The sequence below is a fragment of the Sphingopyxis flava genome, assembly GCF_900168005.1.
Taxonomy (GTDB): Bacteria; Pseudomonadota; Alphaproteobacteria; order Sphingomonadales; family Sphingomonadaceae; genus Sphingopyxis; species Sphingopyxis flava.
In genome coordinates this window covers 68,924-90,214 of sequence record NZ_FUYP01000013.1, presented here as the reverse complement: position 1 = coordinate 90,214, position 21,291 = coordinate 68,924, and the positions used below count along the sequence as shown (strand labels likewise).

General features: G+C 64.2%; 20 protein-coding genes. 14 read left to right on the top strand and 6 right to left on the bottom strand.

Annotated features, from left to right (window positions below; all coding sequences use genetic code 11):
• Positions 1-2 precede the first annotated feature (2 nt).
• Genes B5X69_RS12130 through B5X69_RS12120 form a run of 3 tightly spaced genes read left to right on the top strand, consistent with a single transcriptional unit; the run spans position 3 to position 2,767 of the window.
• Complete coding sequence (locus B5X69_RS12130) at positions 3-1,409, top strand: alkaline phosphatase D family protein (protein WP_176141588.1); 1,407 nt, start codon at positions 3-5, stop codon at positions 1,407-1,409.
• A gap of 3 nt (positions 1,410-1,412) precedes the next feature.
• Positions 1,413-1,613, top strand: coding sequence for a hypothetical protein (locus tag B5X69_RS12125; protein WP_079638946.1), 201 nt, complete (start codon positions 1,413-1,415; stop codon positions 1,611-1,613).
• Positions 1,610-2,767 carry a Gfo/Idh/MocA family protein gene (locus tag B5X69_RS12120; RefSeq protein WP_079638945.1) on the top strand — a complete coding sequence of 386 codons (1,158 nt, stop codon included), beginning with the start codon at positions 1,610-1,612 and terminating at the stop codon, positions 2,765-2,767. Before B5X69_RS12125 ends, B5X69_RS12120 begins: the two co-directional genes overlap by 4 nt.
• On the opposite strand, the gene B5X69_RS12115 is transcribed toward B5X69_RS12120, so the two are convergent.
• A complete protein-coding gene (locus B5X69_RS12115; protein WP_079638982.1) occupies positions 2,722-3,522 on the bottom strand; it encodes an inositol monophosphatase family protein in 801 nt (266 codons plus the stop codon). The two genes, B5X69_RS12120 and B5X69_RS12115, sit on opposite strands and share 46 nt — an antisense overlap.
• 138 nt (positions 3,523-3,660) lie before the next feature.
• Here B5X69_RS12115 and B5X69_RS12110 point away from each other — a divergent pair, with 138 nt between their 5' ends.
• On the top strand, positions 3,661-5,667 hold the full coding sequence (locus tag B5X69_RS12110) for a phytase (protein ID WP_217699117.1): 2,007 nt from the start codon (positions 3,661-3,663) through the stop codon (positions 5,665-5,667).
• Between the two features lie 269 nt (positions 5,668-5,936).
• Here B5X69_RS12110 and B5X69_RS12105 read toward each other — a convergent pair whose 3' ends face one another.
• A complete protein-coding gene (locus tag B5X69_RS12105) occupies positions 5,937-6,968 on the bottom strand; it encodes an IS110 family RNA-guided transposase (protein ID WP_425441512.1) in 1,032 nt (343 codons plus the stop codon).
• Positions 6,969-7,224: 256 nt separating this feature from the next.
• Here B5X69_RS12105 and B5X69_RS12100 point away from each other — a divergent pair, with 256 nt between their 5' ends.
• On the top strand, positions 7,225-7,563 hold the full coding sequence (locus B5X69_RS12100; protein WP_139375769.1) for a hypothetical protein: 339 nt from the start codon (positions 7,225-7,227) through the stop codon (positions 7,561-7,563).
• A gap of 60 nt (positions 7,564-7,623) precedes the next feature.
• On the opposite strand, the gene B5X69_RS12095 is transcribed toward B5X69_RS12100, so the two are convergent.
• Together B5X69_RS12095 and B5X69_RS12090 are read right to left on the bottom strand one after the other, a co-directional pair.
• Positions 7,624-8,619 (bottom strand): aldo/keto reductase, encoded by a 996-nt coding sequence (locus B5X69_RS12095; RefSeq protein WP_079638943.1) that lies wholly within the window; start codon positions 8,617-8,619, stop codon positions 7,624-7,626.
• Entirely contained in the window at positions 8,616-9,863 is a 1,248-nt protein-coding gene (locus B5X69_RS12090; protein WP_079638979.1) for a dicarboxylate/amino acid:cation symporter, read from the bottom strand. Before B5X69_RS12090 ends, B5X69_RS12095 begins: the two co-directional genes overlap by 4 nt.
• A gap of 121 nt (positions 9,864-9,984) precedes the next feature.
• Between B5X69_RS12090 and glmM the strand changes: the two genes are divergently transcribed.
• From glmM to folP, 8 genes are all read left to right on the top strand, one after another.
• Positions 9,985-11,325: a phosphoglucosamine mutase gene (gene glmM / locus B5X69_RS12085; RefSeq protein WP_079638942.1), complete on the top strand. Its 1,341-nt coding sequence runs from the start codon at positions 9,985-9,987 to the stop codon at positions 11,323-11,325.
• Between the two features lie 2 nt (positions 11,326-11,327).
• Positions 11,328-11,558 carry a DUF1272 domain-containing protein gene (locus tag B5X69_RS12080; RefSeq protein WP_079638941.1) on the top strand — a complete coding sequence of 77 codons (231 nt, stop codon included), beginning with the start codon at positions 11,328-11,330 and terminating at the stop codon, positions 11,556-11,558.
• Positions 11,559-11,577: 19 nt separating this feature from the next.
• Positions 11,578-12,720, top strand: coding sequence for a bifunctional hydroxymethylpyrimidine kinase/phosphomethylpyrimidine kinase (gene thiD / locus B5X69_RS12075; protein WP_079638940.1), 1,143 nt, complete (start codon positions 11,578-11,580; stop codon positions 12,718-12,720).
• A complete protein-coding gene (locus B5X69_RS12070; RefSeq protein ID WP_245798721.1) occupies positions 12,717-13,271 on the top strand; it encodes a ribonuclease HII in 555 nt (184 codons plus the stop codon). Before thiD ends, B5X69_RS12070 begins: the two co-directional genes overlap by 4 nt.
• Positions 13,272-13,293: 22 nt before the next feature.
• Entirely contained in the window at positions 13,294-14,190 is an 897-nt protein-coding gene (locus tag B5X69_RS12065; RefSeq protein ID WP_053554072.1) for an oxidoreductase, read from the top strand.
• Between the two features lie 22 nt (positions 14,191-14,212).
• Positions 14,213-15,235: a DUF2804 domain-containing protein gene (locus B5X69_RS12060; RefSeq protein ID WP_176141587.1), complete on the top strand. Its 1,023-nt coding sequence runs from the start codon at positions 14,213-14,215 to the stop codon at positions 15,233-15,235.
• Positions 15,236-15,452: 217 nt separating this feature from the next.
• Positions 15,453-16,592: a site-specific DNA-methyltransferase gene (locus tag B5X69_RS12055; protein ID WP_079638938.1), complete on the top strand. Its 1,140-nt coding sequence runs from the start codon at positions 15,453-15,455 to the stop codon at positions 16,590-16,592.
• 114 nt (positions 16,593-16,706) lie between these two features.
• Positions 16,707-17,837 (top strand): dihydropteroate synthase, encoded by a 1,131-nt coding sequence (gene folP / locus B5X69_RS12050; RefSeq protein ID WP_079638937.1) that lies wholly within the window; start codon positions 16,707-16,709, stop codon positions 17,835-17,837.
• A 667-nt stretch (positions 17,838-18,504) separates the two neighbouring features.
• On the opposite strand, the gene B5X69_RS12040 is transcribed toward folP, so the two are convergent.
• The gene (locus tag B5X69_RS12040) at positions 18,505-19,146 is read right to left on the bottom strand and encodes a hypothetical protein (protein ID WP_079638936.1); all 642 of its coding nucleotides are present in this window, start codon (positions 19,144-19,146) and stop codon (positions 18,505-18,507) included.
• Positions 19,147-19,517: 371 nt separating this feature from the next.
• A complete protein-coding gene (locus B5X69_RS12035) occupies positions 19,518-20,951 on the bottom strand; it encodes a sigma-54-dependent transcriptional regulator (protein WP_079638935.1) in 1,434 nt (477 codons plus the stop codon).
• Between the two features lie 214 nt (positions 20,952-21,165).
• On the opposite strand from B5X69_RS12035, the gene B5X69_RS12030 reads away from it, so the two are divergent.
• On the top strand, positions 21,166-21,291 hold the full coding sequence (locus B5X69_RS12030) for an aa3-type cytochrome c oxidase subunit IV (RefSeq protein WP_079638934.1): 126 nt from the start codon (positions 21,166-21,168) through the stop codon (positions 21,289-21,291).

The following is a 21,291-nucleotide window of genomic DNA, read 5'->3' as shown; positions in this document are numbered from 1 at the left end:
TGATGGATCGACGCAATCTCCTGCGCGGCGGCGCCGCCCTCGCCTTCCTCGCCGCGCTGCCGCGCCGGCTCTACGCCGCCGCGACCGGCTATCCGCGCCTGCTCGACGGCCCGATGGTCGGCGCGACGACGCCGGAGAGCTTCACCCTCTGGTCGCGCGCGAGCGGCGCCTTCGACGTCGCGGTCGAATATGCGACCCGGCGCGATTTCGCCGATGCGCAGACCACCGCCCCGGTCGCCGCGACGCAGGATAACGACCTCTGCACCGCGGTCGAGGTAAAGGGTCTGAAACCCGACACCGCCTATTATTACCGGATCAAGACCGACGGCATCGACGACCGGCACCAGCCGCTGCCCTTCCGCACCCGCACCGCCCCCGACCGACCGCGCCCGATCCGCATCGCCTTCGGCTCATGCGCGCGCGTCCAGCTCTATCCCGACCAGCCGGTGTTCGACGCGGTCGCGGCGATGGAGCCCGACCTGTTCCTGTGGCTCGGCGACAATATCTATGCCGATAGCGACAGCGAGACCGCCTTTTCGGCGATGTATACGCGCCAGCGCAACGTCGCGAGCCTCGTCCCGCTGCTGCGTTCGGTGCCGCAACTCGCGATCTGGGACGACCATGATTTCGGCTATAATGATTCGGATCGCCGCAACCCCGCGAAGGGCATGACGCACCGCTTGTTCAACCGCTGGTGGGCGAATCCCGCCGCGGGGCTGCCCGATACGCCCGGCATCTTCTTTCGCCACAGCTTCGGTCCCGTCGACATCTTCATGCTCGACGGCCGCTATTACCGCGACCCGCCCAAGGCGCCCGACGGCCCCGACAAGACGATGCTCGGCGCCGCGCAAAAGGCGTGGCTGAAGCGCGAGCTCAAGGCGTCGAAGGCGGTGTTCAAGATCCTCGCCTCGGGCACCGGCTGGTCGCGCGCCGAGCAGGGCGGCGACAGCTGGGCCGCCTATCTTCACGAACGCGACGAAATCCTCGATTTTCTACGCGACGAAGGAATCGCCGGTTGCTTCGGCATCTCGGGCGATGTCCATCAGGGCGAGGCGAATTGCATCCCGCGGTCCGACCAGGGCGGCTATGATTTCTACGATCTGGTGAGTTCGGGGCTCGCCCAATATCTCAGCCCCAAATTCGTCGACCAGCATCCCGAAGTGCGGCTGCGCGCGCCGTGGGTGCGCAGCGCCAATTTCGGGCTGCTCGATTTCCACTTCGACCCCGAACCGCGCGTCGAGCTCAGCATCCGCGACGTCGTCGGGGCATCGGCGACCGGCGACCCGATCGTCCTTCGCGCCGCCGACCTCGTCAACGGCCGGCAGAGCTGGCGCGCGGCGATCGACGCCGATGAATTGGAACGCCGCGAGCGCGCCGAGCGTGGCGGCAGCTATTATGGAGGTGAGTAAGACATGCGTTTCGAGATGGTGACCATCGCCCCCGACGAATTCGAGGCGATGAAGGCGCATCTGCCGTGCGCGACCCGCGAAGGTCTGTTCGAGACCTACCGGATCAGCCAGAACAGCTGGTACAAGCTGCGCGACGGCCAGCCGGTCAAGCGCAAGACGGTCGAGCGGCTGCGCGCACGTTTTCGCCAGGTCGCGGGCGAATGACCGGCGCGCCGCTGAATATCGCGCTGATCGGCAGCGGCTTCATGGGCCGCGCCCACACCCTCGCCTTTGCCGCCGCCGACCGCACCTTCGACCTGCCGCGCAGCCCGCGCGTCACCATCCTCGCCGACCGCGATCTCGGAACGGCGACCGCCGCCGCGGCGTCGCTCGGCATCGCGCGCGCGAGCGGCGACTGGCGCGAGACGATCGCCGATGCGTCGATCGACATGGTCGCGATCGCCACCCCGAACCTGCTCCACGCCCCGATCGCGATCGCCGCGCTTGAGGCGGGGAAGGCGGTCTATTGCGAAAAGCCGCTCGCGACGACAATCGCCGAATCGGAAGCGATGACCGCTGCCGCCGCGGCATCGGGGCTGCCGACCGCGGTCGGTTTCACCTATCTCTATAATCCGATGATCGTGCTCGCGCGCGAGTTGATCGCGGGCGGCGAGATCGGCGAGGTCACCGCCTTTCGCGGCATCCACGCCGAGGATTTCATGGCGTCGGCCGACGCGCCGTTCAACTGGCGCTGCGAGCCCGATCAAGCGGGTGGCGCGCTCGCCGACATCGGCAGTCATATCATTGCGATGGCGCGGCATCTGGTGGGCGATATCGCCGCCGTGTCGGGCCGGCTCCATACCGTCTATCCGATGCGCCGCGACGCGCGGGGCGCCGACCGCGCAGTGACGGTCGACGATCAGATGGATGCCGTGGTCGAATTCGCCAACGGTGCGACGGGGACGCTCGCGGCGAGCTGGATCGCGAGCGGGCACAAGATGGGGCTGGCGTTCGAGGTCAGCGGGACGCGCGGCTCGATCGCTTTCACACAGGAGCGATTCAGCGAACTCAGGCTCTATCGGTCCGGACCGGGGCGCACCAATGGCTTCACGACGATCTGCGCGGGGCCGGAGCATGGCGACTATGGCGCCTTCTGTCCGGCGCCGGGACACCAGATCGGCTACAACGACCTGAAGACGATCGAGGTCAAGGCCGTCGTGGAAGCGGCCGCAGGCTTGCCGTCGGCCGCCATGAGCTTTGCAGATGCGCTCGCGGTCGAGCGGGTCACCGACGCAATCCGCCGGTCGCATCGCGAAGGGTGCTGGATTGGGCTTCAGGCGGCATGGGCGGGCGCCAGCGCCGCCAGCATTTCCTCGTGAATCGCGGGCGTCGATGCCAGCACCGTCCCGTTCATCAGATCTAGCGCGTTGCCGCGCGTGTCGGTCACGACGCCGCCCGCCTCGCGCACGATCACGACCCCGGCCGCCATGTCCCAGGCGCTGACGCTCTGTTCCCAATAGGCATCGTGGCGGCCGCAGGCGACCCAGGCCATATCGATCGCGCCCGCCCCAAGGCGGCGGATGCCGGTGACACGCGGGGTCAGCCGCTCCATCTCGGTATAAAATTGTTCGTGGTTCGGCTTGGTCGCAAAGGGAATGCCGACGCCCAGCACCGCTTCCTCGATCGTCGTGCGTGCCGAGATATGGATGCGGCGTTCGCCGAGCCATGCGCCGCTGCCGGTCTCCGCCCAGAACAGTTCGTCCATCGCGGGGACATAGGTGACCCCCGCGACGACCTCGCCCTGTTTCGCCAGCGCAATGTTGACCGCGAAAAGTGGGGATCCTGTCAGGAAGTTGGTCGTACCGTCGAGCGGATCGACCACCCACACATGGTCGGTGTCGCTGCCGGGCGTCAGCCCGCCCTCCTCACCGAGAAAGCCATAGGCGGGGGCATGGGCCATCAGCCGTTCACGGACGGTCGCCTCGGCCTTCAGATCGGCCTCGGTGAACATGTCGGCGGCGCCGGCCTTGCTATGGATCGTGAGCGTGGCGATGCGCTCGCGATCGGCGATCAAACCTTCGCCTGCGGCGTCGGCGGCGGCGATCATGGCGGAAATAAGGGGTGACATTGGCATGGAATGAATATACATTCTGTTTTATAGAAAAGATAGAAAAATTATTCTGAAATGATGTTGCGGTCCGCTTTTGCGGCCGTCGTTCGGACGATCGGGTATCCGCCCGATCGCGATCTGGAAGAGAAAAGGGAGGGGTGCGTGAAAACGAGTCTATTTGCAATCGCCGCGGGGCTGGCCGCTGTTCCGGCAGGTGTCATGGCACAGCAGGTTGCTTCGGTTCCGGTCGTTGCCGCCTCTGCCGAGACGCAGGCGACCGAAGGATCCGGCGCCGATGGTGCCGTGGTCGTCGCCGACCCCGCCGATGCGTCGCGTTCGTTGATTCTCGCGGGTGCCGAATCCGCGGGAATCGATGTCTTCGATCTGGCCGGGAAACGCCTCGGGACGCACAAGGTGGGCAATATTCGCGCGCTCGATCTGCGTGCCGATGCCGCGCCGGGCGGGGGGCCGTTGCTGGCCGCGCTCGATGGCAAGGATAATGCGCCCAAACTCTTTCGTGTGACGGCCGGTGGCGTGCCGACGCCGCTGGCGCTGGCTGGGACAAGGCCCGAGATGACGATTGCGGGACTCTGCTTTTCGCGCAGTCATCGCGACGATACGCTTTATCTCTTCCTCGTCGGTGACAAGGGAGAGATCGAGCAGTGGGGATTGGCGTCCGAAGCGTCGGGCGCCATGAACGCGCGGATTGCGCGGCGCTGGTCGCTCGGATCGGAAATCGGCTATTGCGCCGCCGACGACCGCGGCTCGGTCTATTTCTCGCAGGAAGCCGTGGGGGTATGGCGCTTCGCCGCCGAACCCGAGGCCGAGATCGCGCCCGAGGTCGTCGATATCGTCCGCCTCGGCCATATCACCGAAGAAGCGAAGGGTGTCGGTATTGCCGCGGACGGCCGCCTGCTCGTCTCGGATGCGTCGGCCAATCGGCTGAACATTTACGATCCCCTCGATGGCTATGCCTATCTTGGCTCGGTGGCGCTCGCGGCGGGTGCCGACCAGATCGAGGATGGCGGCAGCGTCACGGTGGCGGGGCCGGTCGTGGTGGTCGCCGACGACGACAATTCGCCCGAGGAACCGAATTTCAAGATCGCGAGTTGGCAGGCGGTCCTCGCCGCGGCGGGACTCCCCGAACGGCCGGCGGTGCCGGCGCCCGAGACGATGCCGCTCGCACGCCCGACGGTCGAGACGGTGCCGGTGGAGACCGGGGGCGATGCCGCAGACGATCCGGCGATCTGGATCAATCCCGCCGATCCCGCGCAAAGCGTCGTGATCGGGACGCAAAAACAATCGGGACTTTATGTGTATGACTTGGAAGGAAAGGTTCTTCAGTTCCTTCCCGACGGGCGCATGAACAACGTCGATTTGCGAAGCGGTTTCCGTCTGGGCGGCCGCGACGTGACGCTCGTGACGGCCAGCAATCGCACGACCAAGGGTATCTCGATCTATGCTCTCGATCCCGCGACGCGCAAGCTGACCGACGTTGCCGACGGGTTGCAGGACACCGGCTTCAAGGATCCCTATGGCCTCTGCATGTATCGCAGCGCGAAGACGAAAAAGACCTATGTTTTCGTCAACCAGAGCGACGGCAAGATGCGCCAGTGGGAGTTGGTCGCGACGTCCGCCGGCAAGGTGCGGGCGAAACTTGTGCGCGACCTGCCTTTCGAAACGCAGGTCGAGGGCTGTGTCGCCGATGACGAGACCGGCATGCTTTATACTGGTGAAGAGGATGTCGGCATCTGGCGCGAGGGCGCCGAACCGCGCGGCGGTCCTGCACGCACGATGCTGGCGAAAGTCGCCGACAACCCGGCGCTCAAGGACGATATGGAGGGGATCGGACTCTATGCCATGGCCGACGGAAAAGGCTATCTTGTCGTCTCGAGCCAGGGCAATGACAGCTATGCGGTGTTCCGCCGTGAAGGCGACAATGCCTATGTCGGTTCTTTCCGCATCGGCGCCGACATGGCGGCGGGGATCGACGGTGTATCCGAAACCGATGGCCTCGACGTCACCAGCGCGGCGGCGGGGCCTGCCTTTCCCCACGGCCTGATGGTCGCGCAGGACGGCCGCAATGTTTCCCCTCCCGAGAATCAGAATTTCAAGCTGATACCGTGGGAGCGGGTGGCGAAGGCGCTGGGTCTTGAAATCGGCCAATAGCACTTCTGTGGTTGCCGTCCGTTGCGCAAGAGGCTTTCGGCTTGAATGAGCAAATGATCGAGTGCGGTCTTCTGTCAGGCCTTCGTATGCGGCATTTCAGAGACCGCTGGCCGGTATGGTGATCCGCGGATCAGGTCCAAAACTACTTTCCGAGCATGGAAGCTCACGTGCTAGGGCTGGTTTTCCTGATCCGATCTGTTCGATCCTTTTCCCATTCAAATCATTGCCTTCTTGCTCCCCGTCACCGACGTCAGCCTATCGCGGTTTGATCAAGCCACGGTTGCTGCCATCGGATCCCGGAAGTTCTCCTGTCTGGTGAGCATGGCCCAGATCGCCCGCGCCATCTTGTTGGCCAAGGCAATCGCGACCAACATCCGCGGTTTGCGCGCACTCAGGTTCGCGAGCCAAGAGCCTGCTATGATAGATTTCCGACCCATCCAGTTCAGTCGGGACATTGCGCCAATTATCAGGAGCCGCCGAATATCAGCCTGCCCTGCTTTTGAGATGCGCCCATGGCGGGCCTTGCCACCGCTTGAATGCTGACGAGGCACTAATCCCAGCCAGGCTGCAAAGTCGCGGCCGGATTTGAAGCTCTCCATTGGCGGAGCGAAGGCATCGACCGCGAGAGCTGTCATAGGGCCGACACCTGGCATCGTCTGCAACCGGCGTGCGGTGTCGGTTTGAGCCGCCAAGGCTCTGATCCGCTCGTCGCTTCGTTTGATCCGCGCCGTCATCCCGGTAATTTGGTCGAGGATTTCAAGGCATTCCGAGCGAACGATTTCCGGAAGGTCGCTGTTAGCCTCCTTCACGATCGCTTCAATCCGCTGACATTGCTGAACCCCTTGGGGAACTGCATGACCGAATTCGTAAAGGAAGGCGCGGAGCATGTTGATCAACTCAGTACGCTGATGGACAAGCCGGGTTCGGGTACGAAACAGCATTGCCCGACCTTGTTGGTCTTCTGACTTGGCAGCGACGAAGCGCATTTCCGGCCGCTGCGCGGCGATGACAATGGCCTCGGCATCCGCGGCATCGTTCTTCTGCCTTTTGACGAACGGGCGAACATAATGCGGCGCGATCAGCTTTACAGTATGACCAACGCGACTAAGTTCACGCGCCCAGTAATTTGCGCTGCCGCAGGCTTCCATCACCACCACCGCAGGTGGTTGCTCGGCCATGAACCGGCGGAACTTTTCGCGCGACAGTTGCTTGCGATACTCCACCTCGCCAGTCATTCTTGCAGCGTGCAGTTGGATGACATTTTTCGCCAAATCCACGCCGATCATGATAGTCTTCGTCACGGTTGCCGTCCTTTCCATCCAGTGGCTGTTGACGCCACCATCTTGGCACATTCCGATGCCGTTCGGGGCGGACGGCAACCACCCCATCTATTTTGGCAGAAGGTTGTTTTTTGGGATTCCCAAATGATTTGCTGAGTGATTCATAGCGCGCAGCCGTTACCGGGGCTTGTGACCTGGTCACAAGCCCCGGTAACGGCTGCGCGCCATATGGGTATCGATCGAAGATGGGCTGTATCAGCCGAGCATGAAAGTGCGCATGGCCGAACTCGAATGCGAGAAAGCGGAGATCACCGCGCGGCTCGCCGAAAATCCCGCCCGCGTTCCCGACGTCCATCGCGGCATCGTTGAAATCTACGAGCGCAAGGTCACGAAGCTCATGGAAACGCTCAAAAACCCAAAAGCACGGCTTGATGCCTCAGCCGACATCCGATCACTCATCGGCAAGATCGTGCTGCACCCCGGCGACAAAGCGTGGCGAGGTTCATGCCACGCGCTGCACGGGTCGCTCATGGGCATTCTCGACTTCGTGAACGACTACCCCAAACCGGGCACCGACCGAGTTATAACAAAGGTGTGCCCGCTTTCGCGAGAATGACAAAAATGAGCGATGCGAACGGTCCGCAGTCGGCTGAAATCCGTACCCTTCTCGAAAGCCCTACAGCCGCACCATCCGCATACCCTGCTCGCCATAGCGAGGACCGCTGGTGCCGCCCATCGGAGCGGCCGCTTCGATTGCGGCAAGGTCTTCGGCGGTCAGGGTGACGTCGGCGGCAGCGACGCTGTTTTCCATCGTAGCGCGGCGCTTGGTGCCCGGGATAGGGACGATGGTGTCGCCCTGCGCGAGCAGCCAGGCGAGCGCGACCTGCGCGTTCGAGATGCCGTGCTTTGCCGCGACGCCGGCGATGGCATCGACGATCGCAAGGTTGGCGGGCAGATTTTCTTCCGAGTAGCGCGGATCGTTGCGCCGCCAGTCATTCTCGGCAAGCTCGTCGCGGCTGCGGATTGTGCCGGCGAGGAAGCCGCGGCCGAGCGGCGAATAGGGAATGAAGCCGATATTGCTTTCGCGGCATATGCCGAGGATTTCTTCTTCCACGCCGCGTTCCCAGATGGAATATTCACTCTGCAGCGCGGTGATAGGCGCTGCCGCGGCGGCGCGGCGCAACGTGTCGGGGCCGGCTTCGGAGAGCCCAATGTGGCGGACCTTCCCCTCCTTGACGAGTTCCATCATGCCTCCGACCGTTTCTTCGATCGGAACTGAAGGATCGACGCGGTGCTGGTAGAAGAGATCAATCACATCGATACCGAGCCGCTGGAGCGAACCCTCGCATGCGCGGCGGGCGTTGGCGGGCGAGCCGTCGACCCCGACGATCTTATTGCCATCAAGTCCGAAGCCGAACTTGGTCGCGATCACGAGGCCGTTGCGCTTGCCCCGGATCGCCTCCCCGAGCAGTTCCTCGTTCGCGAAGGGGCCATAGATTTCGGCGGTATCGAAGAAGGTGACGCCAAGGTCGATCGCGCGGTGGATGGTGCGCGTTGCCTCGTCCATGTCGGCGGCCTCGCCATACAGGATATTGCCCCCCTTGACCATCGGCATGCAGCCGATGCCGATCGCAGAAACCTGAAGTCCCTGACCAAGCGTGCGATATTTCATGGCGCTTCTCCTGCCCGTTCGTCCGCGACTGCGTCAGCGGCATATTTGGTGGCGGCGACATCGGCGACGACATTCCCGAGCGTACGCCAGATATCAGGGAAAGTCTCGACCGCAACCAGCAGGCCGAGCGGGGCGACGGGAACACCCATTGACACCGCTATCGGCGCGATCGACGTCACAAAGCTGATCGACCCCGGGAGGCTGACCGCGCTCAGCGCGGCAGCGACTGCGACTGCAAGGCCGATTGCCATTGTCCATGGCGTCAGCCCGATCCCGAACAACCAGGCAATGTAAATGACCACGGCAAGATTCATCGCCGTGCTCGTGAAGCGGAAAAGCGCGACCGCGAGCGGCAGGACGATGTCGGCCTTCTTGGGATCGACCCCCAGCGTTTCGGAGGCTTTGAGCATGGGAGGCAGGCTTGCGAGCGAGCTTTGCGTGCTGACCGCGACCGCAAAGGCCGGGATCATCGCGCGGATGAAGCGAGGCGGCGCGACGCCTGCGACCAGCCAGGCGAGGATGAGGCCGAGGATCAGGCAGGCGACGCCAATAGCCGAGACGATGAGCACATAGTGGAGGAGCCCGCCGAACGCCGCAAATCCGGCCTTGACGGCAAGCGCGTAGCCAAGCGCAAAAACCCCGATCGGTGCAAGCGCAAGAACCCAGCCGATCACGACCAGCATTGTATTGCCTAATGCCTTGAACAGGTTCGAAAGGCCCGCACGCTGTTCCGGTTCGATGCGGGTGATCGCGAAGGCGAAGATGGTGGTGAAGACAATGAGAGGCAGTACCGCCGTTTCTGCCGCCGCGGCGATCGGATTGGTGGGTACGAGGCTGAGCAGATAGTCGGCAAAGGTCGGCGATGGCGGCGCCTCGAGCGCCCCTCCCAGTCCGCGGCGTAGCGCCTCGGCTGCGTTCGCTGACAGCGGAAAGACCCGAAGAAGCAGCGGGGTGAGCACGAGCGACATGAAGCCTGCGATGACAATCGCGACGATGAAGGTCGCAACCGCCCGTGCGGCCAGCGTGCCTGCGCGCGCGGCGTCGGCGGTCGCGGTGATTCCGGTAACAAGCAGGGCAACAATCAGGGGGACGATCGTCATCTTGAGCGCGTTGAGCCAGAGAAGGCCGACCGGCTCGATGATGCGCAGCGAGGCGCTCGCCCCGCCAGGGGACAGGCTTTCCGCCCCGACGCCTAGCAACATTCCGACCACGAGAGCCGAGAGGATGACCCATGCGGATTTCACGTTCAAATTCCTCGGGCAGTTGCTGGCCTTCTTGCCAAGCAAAAATGGGTGACCTAGGGCCATCCCGGAGGCTCCGGGGCAAGCTCTTGTCCGGTTGTTCGGCTTAAGTAGCAGAGGTGGCATGCGCAAGTTTTTCGGAACCGACGGTATCCGCGGGATGACGAACGCGATTCCGATGACGGCCGAGGTTGCGATGCGCGTGGGCATGGCGGCCGGTGCCCACTTCCTGCGCGGAACGCACAAGCATCGCGTCGTGATCGGCAAGGATACACGCCTGTCGGGCTACATGCTCGAAAATGCGCTCGTCGCGGGCTTTACAAGCGTGGGCATGGACGTGGTCCAGGTTGGTCCGATGCCGACTCCGGCGGTCGCGATGCTGACGCATTCGATGCGCGCCGATCTTGGCGTGGTGATCTCGGCGAGCCACAATCCCTTTCACGACAATGGGATCAAATTGTTTGGCCCCGACGGCTACAAGCTGTCGGACGAGGACGAGGCACAAATCGAGCTTCTGCTCGCCGAGCAGCCGAAACTCGCCGCATCTGCGCAGATTGGCCGGGCGAAGCGGATCGAGGACGCGCGCGGCCGTTACATCCACGCCGTCAAGCAGAGCCTGCCTGAATCGGCCCGCCTCGACGGATTGAAGATCGTCCTCGATTGCGCCAATGGCGCGGCCTATAACAGCGCGCCGACGGTGTTCTGGGAACTGGGCGCCGACGTGGTGGCGATCGGGGTTGAACCCAATGGCGTCAATATCAACGACCGCTGCGGCTCGACGGCGCCTGGGCTTTTGCAGGAGACCGTTGTCGCGAGCGGCGCCCATATCGGGATCGCGCTCGACGGCGATGCCGACCGGCTGATCATTGTCGACGAAATGGGCGCGATCGTTGACGGGGACCAGATCATGGGTCTCATCGGGGCGAGCTGGGCAAGGCAGGGTCGGCTGAAGGGCGGCGGGGTCGTCGCGACGGTAATGTCGAACCTTGGCCTTGAGCGCTTTTTAGAGAGTGAGGGGCTGCGGCTCGAGCGCACCAAGGTCGGCGACCGCTATGTGCTTGAACGCATGAAAAGCGGGGGCTTCAATGTGGGCGGTGAGCAATCGGGACATATGATCCTCTCAGACCACGCAACCACCGGGGACGGGACGCTCGCCGGGCTCCAGGTTCTCGCTGAGCTCGTGACCTCGGGCAAGCCCGCGAGCGAACTCCTCCACCAGTTCGACCCGGTACCCCAGCTTTTGAAGAATGTGCGCTTCAAGGGCGGCAAACCGCTCGAGGACGCACAGGTCCAGGCGGCGATCTTGGAGGGGGAGGGCGCGCTCGACGGCCGCGGCCGCCTCGTTATCCGCGCCTCGGGCACCGAACCCGTGATCCGCGTGATGGCCGAGGGCGACGACGCCGGCGAGGTCGAGCGCGTGGTCGATATGATTTGCGACGCAGTGCGCGTTGCGGCAGGAGAATAGACATGCTCGAAATGCGTCCCGATTGCGAACGCTGCGGCCGCGATCTGCCCGCCGACATCCACGGCGCCTTCATTTGCTCGTTGGAGTGCACTTTCTGCGCTGATTGCGCCGACAAGCTCGACGAGCGTTGCCCCAATTGCGGCGGTGACCTGCTCGACCGGCCGCTGCGCGAAGGTGCGGCGCTGGCCAAATTCCCGGCGTCGGCCGAGCGGCGCCATCCGGGCGCGCGATGACCCGATCGGGGGCGGTGCGATGACGGCGCGGGTCCTGATCATCGCGGGGTCCGACAGCGGGGGCGGCGCAGGGATCCAGGCCGACATCAAGACGGTGACGATGCTTGGCGGTCATGCGAGCACTGCGATTGCCGCGATCACCGCGCAAAATACGCTCGGAGTGCAGGGCGTGCACCCGATCCCGACGGACATGGTGCTGATGCAGATCGACAGCGTCGCAAGCGACATCGGCGTCGATGCGATCAAGATCGGGATGATCGGCAGCGCCGAAGCTGCGGCGGCCGTTGCCGAGCGGCTGGCGCGGCCCGACCTTTCGGGGGCGCCGGTCGTGTTCGATCCGGTGATGGTGTCAACGAGCGGGTCGGTGCTCGCCGACGCAGCGACGATCCGCGCATTCGAGGCGCTGCTGGCGCGAGCGGCGCTGGTGACCCCCAACCTCGGCGAACTGGCAGCGCTTGGCGGCGAAGAGGCCATTCTCGCGCACGGCTGCGCGCTGCTCGTCAAGGGCGGGCACGGCGAGGGCGAGATGGTGACCGATCGGCTTTTCGAACCTGATGGGGGGGAAGTCGCGCGCTGGGAGGCACCGCGGATCGAGACGCCGCACACGCACGGCACCGGCTGCACGCTTGCAAGCGCCATTGCGACGGGGCTCGCACAGGGCATGCCTCTCGAGCCTGCGACCGCGCGCGCGCGCGATTTCGTGCGTCTCTCGCTGCTCGATGCGCCGGGGCTTGGCGAGGGGCATGGCCCGATGGGTCAGCAGGCGGTGCGCAATGACGGGCTGTTTACCGGACCGGCCCTCAACCAGGTCACGCTGCCGGCGGCCGACTATTCTGCCTCCGTCGCTTTCTACAAACAGATGGGGCTGAGGCAGATCGTCGACAGCCCGGAAAATGGCTATGCACGCTTTGAAGCCGCCAACGGTGTAACGCTCTCGGTCCACGTCGGGGGTGGCGACGCGGGCGGCGCGACAATCTACCTCGAAAGCGGCGCGCTCGATGCCTGGGTCGCCTATCTCGCGCGGCGCGGGGTGCGCTTCGACACGATGCCCAAGGATGAGCCATGGGGCTGGCGCGAGGCGCGACTGATCGATCCTGCCGGGAATCGCCTTTGCCTCTATCAGGCGGGCGAATATCGGAGATATCCGCCTTGGCGTATCTGACGGTCGGTGTCGACGAGGCCGGGCGCGGCCCGCTCGCGGGGCCGGTTGTCGCGGCCGCGGTGATCCTGTGCGAGGGCGGAATCGATGGCCTCGACGATTCCAAAAAGCTGACCGCGAAGCGGCGGGGCGAGCTCGAAATCCTGATCAAGACCCGCTGCCGCTGGGGCATCGGCGAGGCAAGCGTCGCCGAGATCGATGCGGTCAACATCCTGCAGGCGACTTTCCTTGCAATGACGCGCGCGGTCGAGGCACTGGGCTGCGACCCGCATGAAATACTCGTCGACGGCAACCGGCTGCCGCGCTGGAAATATCGTGCGCGCGCGGTGATCGGCGGCGACGCCCTGCACCCCTGCATTTCCGCGGCGAGCATCATTGCCAAAGAGCATCGCGATCGCATCATGGTCGCAGCGGCACGCGACTACCCGGTCTTTGGCTGGGCGACGAACATGGGCTATGGTACCCCCGAGCATCTCAGGGCGCTGCGCGAGCACGGTCCGACGCCGCTCCACCGGGCGAGCTTCGCGCCGGTCGCGCAATTGCAGTTGGTCTGACCGCCGGAGAAGGGGAGAGGCGATGCGCAGCGGATTTACCGCCGAGGATGTCGGCGTGCAGACCGGGCGGCGCTTTCTCGTCACCGGCGCCAATGCCGGTATCGGCTTCGAAACTGCGAAGGTCCTTGCCGTGCGCGGCGCCGATGTCGTGCTGGCGTGCCGCGCTGCGGCGCGCGCCGAGGCTGCGATGGATGCGATCCGCAGCGACGCGCCCACGGCTGAGCTCAGCTTTCTGAAGCTCGACCTTGCCGATCTCGACCAGGTCCGCGAGGCAGCCGCAGCGGTACTGGCCGGGCCCAGGATCGACGTGCTCATCAACAATGCCGGGGTGATGGTTCCGCCGCGGACGCTGACGCGGCAGGGCGTGGAACTGCAATTCGGGGTCAATCACCTCGGCCCCTTCGCCTTCACCGGTCTCATCCACCCCCATGTCGACGACCGCATCGTGATCACCGCCAGCCTCGCGCACAAGGGCGGGCACATGGACTACAGCGACCTCGACGCGAGTCGCAGCTATCATGTCTGGCAGCGCTATCAGACCAGCAAACTCGCCAATCTGCTGACGATGTACGAACTCGACCGGCGGCTCGGGAAGGCCGGCCGCGCGACGCAGGCGATCGGTTGTCACCCGGGCGTCGCGCTCACCGAGCTCACCCGGCACCTGCCGATGCCGCTTCGCTATATGACCCCGCTTGCGACCCCCTTCTTCAACAGCGCGGCGCGGGGCGCCTGGCCGACGCTGCAGGCGGCGACGGGCGCCAATGTGCAGGGCGGCGACTATTTGGGGCCCCAGGGGCTGGGCGAGGTCACCGGCCGCTCGGGCCCGGCGCGCGCGACGAGCATGGCGCGCGATCCCAAGCTCGCGCGCGAGCTTTGGGAGCGTTCGATCGACCTCACCGGGGTGGATCCGGGGATATAGGGGCAGAAGGGCGAGCAAAGCGATGGCGCAGCATGTCATGGGCGAGGGGCCCCTCCACGATGCGGCGGGGCATCTTATAGATCCCGGTTATGCGACGCGCGAAGTTCGCCGTTACGACCGCAGCCTGATCGCCGCCCATCCTGCCCGCATCAAGGAATGGGATTATTACTGCGTTCTCAACGCGGACTTCGGGCTCGCGCTGACGGTCGCGGACAATGGCTATATCGGCTATCTTGGCGTTTCGTGGATGGATCTGCGCGGGCGAAGCTTTGTAAACGACGGCGCGCTGATTGCCGAGCCGATGGGGAGGATGGCGCTGCCTGCCAGCGCCGATGCGGGCGATATCGTTCAGGCGCAGGACGGGCTCGAACTGGCCTTCCGGCACGAGCCGGGCGGACGGAGGCTGACGGTCCGCGCGCCCGGCTTCGACGGCGGCCGCGGGCTATCGGGTGAAATCCGGCTCGATCAGCCCCCGATGGAGCGGATGGTCATTGCCACTCCCTTCGCCGATGACCCGCACGCCTTTTACTATAATCAGAAAATCAATTGCATGCCGGCGCGGGGCGGTGTGAGGATCGGATCACAGGTCCATGATTTCACGCCGGAAACCTCCTTTGGGGTTCTCGATTGGGGCCGCGGCGTGTGGACCTATGACAATGTCTGGTACTGGGGCTCGGCGTCGGGCCTTGTCGAGGCGCGGCCCTTTGGTTTCAACATCGGCTATGGCTTTGGCGAGACCTCCGCGGCGAGCGAGAATATGCTGTTCGTTGATGGCCGCGCGCACAAGCTTGATCAGATCGCCTTTCACATGCCCAGCGGCGCGCCCGACAGCGATCGGTGGCACTTCACAAGCAATGACGGGCGCTTCGAGATGCATTTTGTGCCCGCGGTCAACCGCTGGGCCAAGGTCGAAGCCGGCATGGTCAAGACCGAGCAGGATCAGGTCTTTGGCTATTTTTCCGGACAGGTGATCCTCGATGACGGCGCACTGCTCGCTGTACGCGGCCTGCCCGGGTTCGCCGAGAAGGTCTGGAACCGCTGGTAACGGGCACTGCAGGATTTTTTTGCCCAGTGAGTCCCCGCTGCCACACTACCAGTGGTTGAGTCTTGGCCGCGCGGCGGACTCCATATGTCGTGGCAGACTCCTTTCGTTCTCCTCCCCTTAACCATTTGGACACGCGGATTTCCTAGAGTCCTGAGCTTGACGGCGGCTGTCGCCGGACTCATCAGGGCTTTCTTTGCAACAAACAGGGGCGAGCGGCATGGGAGTGATGGAGCGGGTCAAGGCGCCGGCAGGGAAAGAGCGGGCACCGAAAGCGGTCCCCGCGGATCTGCCGCTCGACAGCATTTTGCAGGGCGACTGCGTCGAGACGATGCGCGCGCTCCCCGCGGCCTCGATCGACATGATCTTCGCCGACCCGCCTTATAATCTCCAGCTCGGGGGCGATCTCACCCGTCCCGACGGCAGCCAGGTCGACGCCGTCGACGATGAATGGGACAAGTTCGACAGTCTGGCCGCCTACGACCGTTTCACCCATGCCTGGCTCAAGGAAGCAAAGCGCATCCTGAAGCCCGGCGGCAGCATCTGGGTGATCGGCAGCTATCACAATATCTTCCGCGTCGGCACAGCCTTGCAGGATCAGGGTTATTGGATCCTCAACGACATCGTCTGGCGAAAGGCGAACCCGATGCCCAACTTCAAGGGGACGCGCTTTACCAACGCGCATGAGACGCTGATCTGGGCATCGATGGGCGAAAAGGCGCGCTATACCTTCAACTATCGCGCGATGAAGACGCTGAACGACGAACTCCAGATGCGCAGCGACTGGCTGATCCCGATTTGCGGCGGGCAGGAGCGGCTCAAGAAGGGCGGACACAAGGTTCACCCGACGCAAAAACCCGAAGCGTTGCTTTATCGCATTCTGCTTGCTTGCTCGAACCCCGGCGACGTGATCCTCGATCCTTTTTTCGGAACCGGCACGACCGGCGCCGTCGCAAAGCGGCTCGGGCGCCATTTCATCGGGATCGAGCGTGAGGATGATTATATCGCCGCGGCTAACGAACGCATCGAAATGGCGCTGCCGCTCGACGAGAGCGCGGTGAAGACGATGATGGCGCCAAAGGCTGCGACGCGCGTTGCCTTTGGTACGCTCGTCGAGTGCGGCATGATCCCGCCGGGAACGATGCTGACTGACGCCAAGCGTCGCTGGCGGGCTAAGGTGCGGGTCGACGGTAGCCTCGAGTGCGAGGGGCAGGCACCGGGGTCGATCCACAAAGTCGGTGCAAGCGTGCAGGGCGCGCCGAGCTGCAATGGCTGGACCTTCTGGCATGTCGATAATGGCAAGGTGCTGCGCGTCATTGACGCGGTGCGGCAGGACTGGCTGCTCGCCAACGAGGCGTAAGCCTCGATGCTCAAAAGGCCTCGCCCAAGCCTTTCGAAGGGCCGATGCTGGCCTGGGACCATGCGGGAGGAATAAAGTGCGCCGGCGAATCCAGCACGAACGGAGAGGGGGAGCATGTTTGCTGCGCTGACCAGACCCAGCCTCGGCAACGCCTCGGCGAGCGCGAAAATCTATCTCCGCCCGGCCTGCTTCGTTGACCGGCCGCACGAGCTCGATGAGGCCTGCCTACGCCTCGCCGATACGATGCTCTGGTTCGCTGCGTGGCAGATCAGCATGCGCGATGGCGGCGCCCCCCGATCGGCGCTTGTGCCGGTGCCCGAGCTCGATGACTGGATCGCGGCGATGCCGGACGCGCTCGGGCAGGCGGCAATGGCGCAGCGCGCCGCGGTGCAGCGCCCGCGCAGCGCGCTCGTGCTCGGCGAAAGGACCGTGCGTCTTAATGAGCCGCAGCTCATGGGCATATTAAACGTGACGCCCGACAGCTTCTCCGACGGCGGTAAGCATGTTGACGCGGTTGCAGCGGCCGAGGCGGGGTTCGCCATGGCGGCGGCGGGGGCTGCCATCATCGATGTCGGCGGCGAATCGACGCGCCCCGGAGCGCCCCTGGTCTGGGAAGGGGACGAGGTCGCGCGCGTCGAGGGCGTCGTCGCGGCGCTTGCGAAGGGCGGCGTCGCAGTATCGATCGACACGCGCAAGGCCGCGGTCATGGAGGCCGCCCTCGCTGCGGGAGCGGCGATCGTCAACGATATTTCGGCGCTGCGCTACGATGCGCGTGCGGTGGAGGTGGTCACGGGCGCTGGGTGCCCTGTTGTGCTGATGCACGCGCCGTCGGCAAAGAGCGACCCGCATGAGGGCAGCGGATATGATCATCCGCTCCTCGATGTCTACGATATGCTCGAAGCGCGCATCGCAGCCTGTATCGCGGCCGGAATCGACCCTGCGAAGATCATCGTCGATCCAGGTCTCGGCTTCGGCAAGGGGGTCGCCGACAATCTTGCGCTGGTAAACGGCCTGGCGCTGTTTCACACGCTCGGCTGTCCGATCCTGTTCGGGGCGAGCCGTAAGCGGATGGTCGGCGCGCTCGATAACGAGGCGCCTGCGGATCAGCGGTTGGGCGGGAGTGTCGCGCTCCATTATCAGGCCGCATCGCAGGGCGCGCAATTGCTGCGCGTGCACGACATAGCCGAGAATCGCCAGGCGCTGCGCGTGTGGCGCGGATTGAGGGACGCAGCGCTGACGGCCTGATTCGCGGGTCGCAGCCTCAACTCTCGATGGGGCGTCACTCTTTATTTGCCATTCGGCCTTGCGGCAGGTCTCATGGAAGTTTGAATGTCACCATATCCTTATTGCCATAAGGCCGTCATTCTAAACGCAGGATTATGCCGCACCCTGTTGCCAAGTGGCGGATGCCTGCAGTCAGCCATTAGTGGCTCGGCATCGTCAGCGATGAAAACGGGCTGCGCAATATGGAGGATGTACCACCGCAATCGGTGCGGATCGATTAGCTCATCGGCATCCTGGGTCGCTTCAAGCATTCCTCGCCATCTTCGCGGTAATCTCGTGGAGATGGGCGTGGAGCGCGCCGCTCAATTCATCGAACTCGGGCCATAGCGTTGTCTGGACGAAGCTGGCCGGGGGCACGGATTATCGCGGTCTGACGGTGCATCCGCGAGTAGCGGAACGGCTTGATGCCATATCGTCGGCATAGGGCGATGAAAAGCTGACGAGACCAAGGATCAGGAATTGAGAATTTAAACTCCTCAGCCCGCGCCTGCTTGCTCGCTGTCTCGAATCTAAGGCGGATACGCTCCGCAGCGCCGCCCGCGGCCGACGTCTCACCCTCCGCCCCGGCGCCAGCATAGAGGGCTTCAATCTTCCGCAGTTTCGCGGAGCTGCTCTTCCGGCACGGCCATCAATGCACCGTCGGCTTCTCGGTGAAGACGCTCTCCATCATCCCGAGGCGTGCGCGGGTGCAGGATAATACAGCTTCATGAATCTCGGCCTCCATGACCCGCGTCATCTGACGCAAGAGCCTGACGCTTGTTTCAATCTCTGGTCGAGCGCCCAGATGCGGGTTCTGCGAAAAGAGTTCGCAGATCCCCGCCATCATGGCGCGCATCTCGGCAAGCCGCTCAACGGCCTCGTGCGCCCGCTCGGGCAGATCGATGACATCCTCCCCATTGAAAAGTCCCTCGATGAACCCGTCCAGTTCCTGGAGACGAACAAGGCCATATCGTCCCAGATCTTCGGCAGTTTCCACAGTCATACGGGTCAATCGAAATGGCTGACTGCGTTTCTGATGCCGGGTGAGGTCGTTCCACAAGCCGCGCAGCAGGATGCCAAGCAGCTCGTTGACCGCATCGATATTATCGAAGGTCGGCAATTCGCCGTCCCACAGATCCTCGACGATCTGTACCGGCGAGACCGATACAACGGGGGTCGCGATACTGCCCAGGAACCGCGTGCGCACCTCGTGGAATGGCACCGGGCACGCATGTTTTTCCAGCAATGCCTGCACGGTCTTGGCGCTCGGCCTCTTGGTCGCTTGTTTCATATACCACCCCCGCGAAGAAATGATGACCGCTTGTACGATGACCGCACGGCGACAGCCTATCGATAATAGTGAAGCAGGGACGGTCGCAAGGGGCAGGCCCGAATCGCCGTGGCAACGAGTATGAAAATTGCCGTGCGATCGTCTTCAGCCGCCGAAATACATATGCGACAAATGATAATGGCCCCAAGGGTGGGGGACAATCCGGACCGCGATCGCGGGACAGCCTGATTTGTGCCGGATTCTGGTCTGCCTCGCCGCCGCTGGATCATATTGCCGCGGCGAGCGACCAGGGCGGCGGCTTTTACGCCGGATGCTCCTTATGAGGCCAGCGCAGCTCGACTTCTCCGCTTGCGGCGCAAAGCCTTGCGATTTCAAGCCGCAGTATCGATGCCCAGATCGCTCAATTTGCGATAGAGGGTCGAGCGGCCGATGCCGAGGCGCCGTGCAACCTCGCTCATGCGACCGCGGTAATGGCCAATGGCGAGGCGGATCACGTCGGCCTCAATCTCTTCGAGCGGGCGCAGATTTCCGTCGGGAAGATAGAGAGTGACGCCGATCGCTTCGCCGTTGATCGCGATTTCTCCCTGTCCGTTTGCTCCGCTCCCGCCGAGCGCCGCCTCGATTGCGGCAAAATCGGCGCTCGTGAGCACATCGGTCTTGCTCGCGACCGCGGCGCGGAACAGCACGTCCTGAAGCTGGCGGACATTGCCCGGCCAGGCGTAAGCTGCAAGCAGGCGGAGCGCATCGTCGGTGACGCCGATCGGCCCCATCCCCGGGAGGCCGCTGATCCGCGCGAGCAAGTGACGGGTGAGCGGACCGACGTCGCCGCGGCGTTCGCTCAACGAAGGCAGGGTAAGCTGGGCGCTCGACAGCGCGTAGAACAGGTCCTCGCGAAAATGCCCGGCCTCGATCAGCTTGTCGAGCGGACTCGCGCTGGTCGAGATGATCCGCACATCGACGCTCTGGCGGATCGTGCCGCCGATCATCTGCACCTCGCCGGTATTGAGGAATTCGACAAGCTTGGCCTGCGTCTCAAGCGGGATGCATTCGACATGGTCGATGATGATGCTTCCGCCATCGGCCTGGACAAGGCGGCCGATCTGGCGGTCGAAGGCGCCTGGAAAAGCGCCGCGCTCGTGGCCGAAGAGGCCCGATCCGATGAGCCCCGGCGACACTGCCGAGCAGTCGACCATGACAAGCTGCCCGCGCGCCCGCGGGCTCGCGCTGTGGATGGCGCGCGCGAAGACTTCCTTGCCGGTGCCGGGCTTGCCGTTGATCATCACGGGCACGCGCGCGCGGGCCGCCTTGGCGGCGATCGCAAGCGCGCTGCGGAAACTCGGGCTCGATCCGATGATTTCCTCAAAGGCGAGCGGCGCGCGCAGCTTTTCGGTGAGCGGACGAAGCTCGCCCTGCGGACCGGCGGTCGAGGCGACGCGATCGAGGGCGCCGAGCAAGCGATCGGGAGCTATGGGCTTCTGGACGAAATCGCTCGCGCCGGCGCGCATGGCGCTGACGGCGACCTCGACCCCGTTGCGCATGGTGATGACAATGAGCGGCAGGGCGGGGCGCCAGCGCCGGAGCTCCGCGACGAATTCGGGAATGGCAATGCCCGGCGCGCCCTGGTCGACGAGGACCGCGTCGAGCGCCAGACCCTCCTGCGTGCCGAGCTTGGCAAGAGCCGTGTCGGTGTCGCCCGCCACCGTGCTGCGCCAGCCGCCGCGCGAAACCAGCGCCGACAAAAAGCGCTGCTGTGCCGGTTCGCTGTCGACGATCATCACCGTTCGTGTGTCGCGCGCGCTTGCCATTGCTCTTGCTTTCCGCCCCTTCGTGGGCCTGGTCGGGCCCTTGTTCCGCTCTCCTCGCCTAGTTTAGGCAAGAGGGGTAAAAGGGCGATTAAGGCCTTGCTGCTTTCGTGGCGGGACTTGAGGATAGAAGAAGGCGTAGCTAAGACCTGCGCGAATCCAGATTCGAGGCGCGCGTGTGGCGCGCGCGAAGCGAGCAATATAAGGGGAAGAGCCAATGTCGTCCGAGCAGGATATCAAAGCAGCACGGGAAACCTATTCGGGCTTCCTCAGCCTGTTCAAGCTAGGGGCGATCATCACGGTGCTCGTGACCGCCTTCGTCGTTCTTCTGCTCGCGTCCTGA

What these genes read in the sequence shown, in the direction of transcription:
- B5X69_RS12030 (WP_079638934.1), top strand. Translation starts at nt 21,166, where the DNA reads ATGTCGTCCGAGCAGGATATCAAAGCAGCACGGGAAACCTATTCGGGC.
- B5X69_RS12120 (WP_079638945.1), top strand. Translation starts at nt 1,610, where the DNA reads ATGACCGGCGCGCCGCTGAATATCGCGCTGATCGGCAGCGGCTTCATG.
- B5X69_RS12040 (WP_079638936.1), bottom strand. Translation starts at nt 19,146, where the DNA reads ATGAAACAAGCGACCAAGAGGCCGAGCGCCAAGACCGTGCAGGCATTG.
- B5X69_RS12035 (WP_079638935.1), bottom strand. Translation starts at nt 20,951, where the DNA reads ATGGCAAGCGCGCGCGACACACGAACGGTGATGATCGTCGACAGCGAA.
- B5X69_RS12115 (WP_079638982.1), bottom strand. Translation starts at nt 3,522, where the DNA reads ATGCCAATGTCACCCCTTATTTCCGCCATGATCGCCGCCGCCGACGCC.
- B5X69_RS12055 (WP_079638938.1), top strand. Translation starts at nt 15,453, where the DNA reads ATGGGAGTGATGGAGCGGGTCAAGGCGCCGGCAGGGAAAGAGCGGGCA.
- glmM (WP_079638942.1), top strand. Translation starts at nt 9,985, where the DNA reads ATGCGCAAGTTTTTCGGAACCGACGGTATCCGCGGGATGACGAACGCG.
- B5X69_RS12065 (WP_053554072.1), top strand. Translation starts at nt 13,294, where the DNA reads ATGCGCAGCGGATTTACCGCCGAGGATGTCGGCGTGCAGACCGGGCGG.
- B5X69_RS12130 (WP_176141588.1), top strand. Translation starts at nt 3, where the DNA reads ATGGATCGACGCAATCTCCTGCGCGGCGGCGCCGCCCTCGCCTTCCTC.
- B5X69_RS12095 (WP_079638943.1), bottom strand. Translation starts at nt 8,619, where the DNA reads ATGAAATATCGCACGCTTGGTCAGGGACTTCAGGTTTCTGCGATCGGC.
- B5X69_RS12080 (WP_079638941.1), top strand. Translation starts at nt 11,328, where the DNA reads ATGCTCGAAATGCGTCCCGATTGCGAACGCTGCGGCCGCGATCTGCCC.
- B5X69_RS12060 (WP_176141587.1), top strand. Translation starts at nt 14,213, where the DNA reads ATGGCGCAGCATGTCATGGGCGAGGGGCCCCTCCACGATGCGGCGGGG.
- thiD (WP_079638940.1), top strand. Translation starts at nt 11,578, where the DNA reads ATGACGGCGCGGGTCCTGATCATCGCGGGGTCCGACAGCGGGGGCGGC.
- folP (WP_079638937.1), top strand. Translation starts at nt 16,707, where the DNA reads ATGTTTGCTGCGCTGACCAGACCCAGCCTCGGCAACGCCTCGGCGAGC.
- B5X69_RS12100 (WP_139375769.1), top strand. Translation starts at nt 7,225, where the DNA reads ATGGCCGAACTCGAATGCGAGAAAGCGGAGATCACCGCGCGGCTCGCC.
- B5X69_RS12125 (WP_079638946.1), top strand. Translation starts at nt 1,413, where the DNA reads ATGCGTTTCGAGATGGTGACCATCGCCCCCGACGAATTCGAGGCGATG.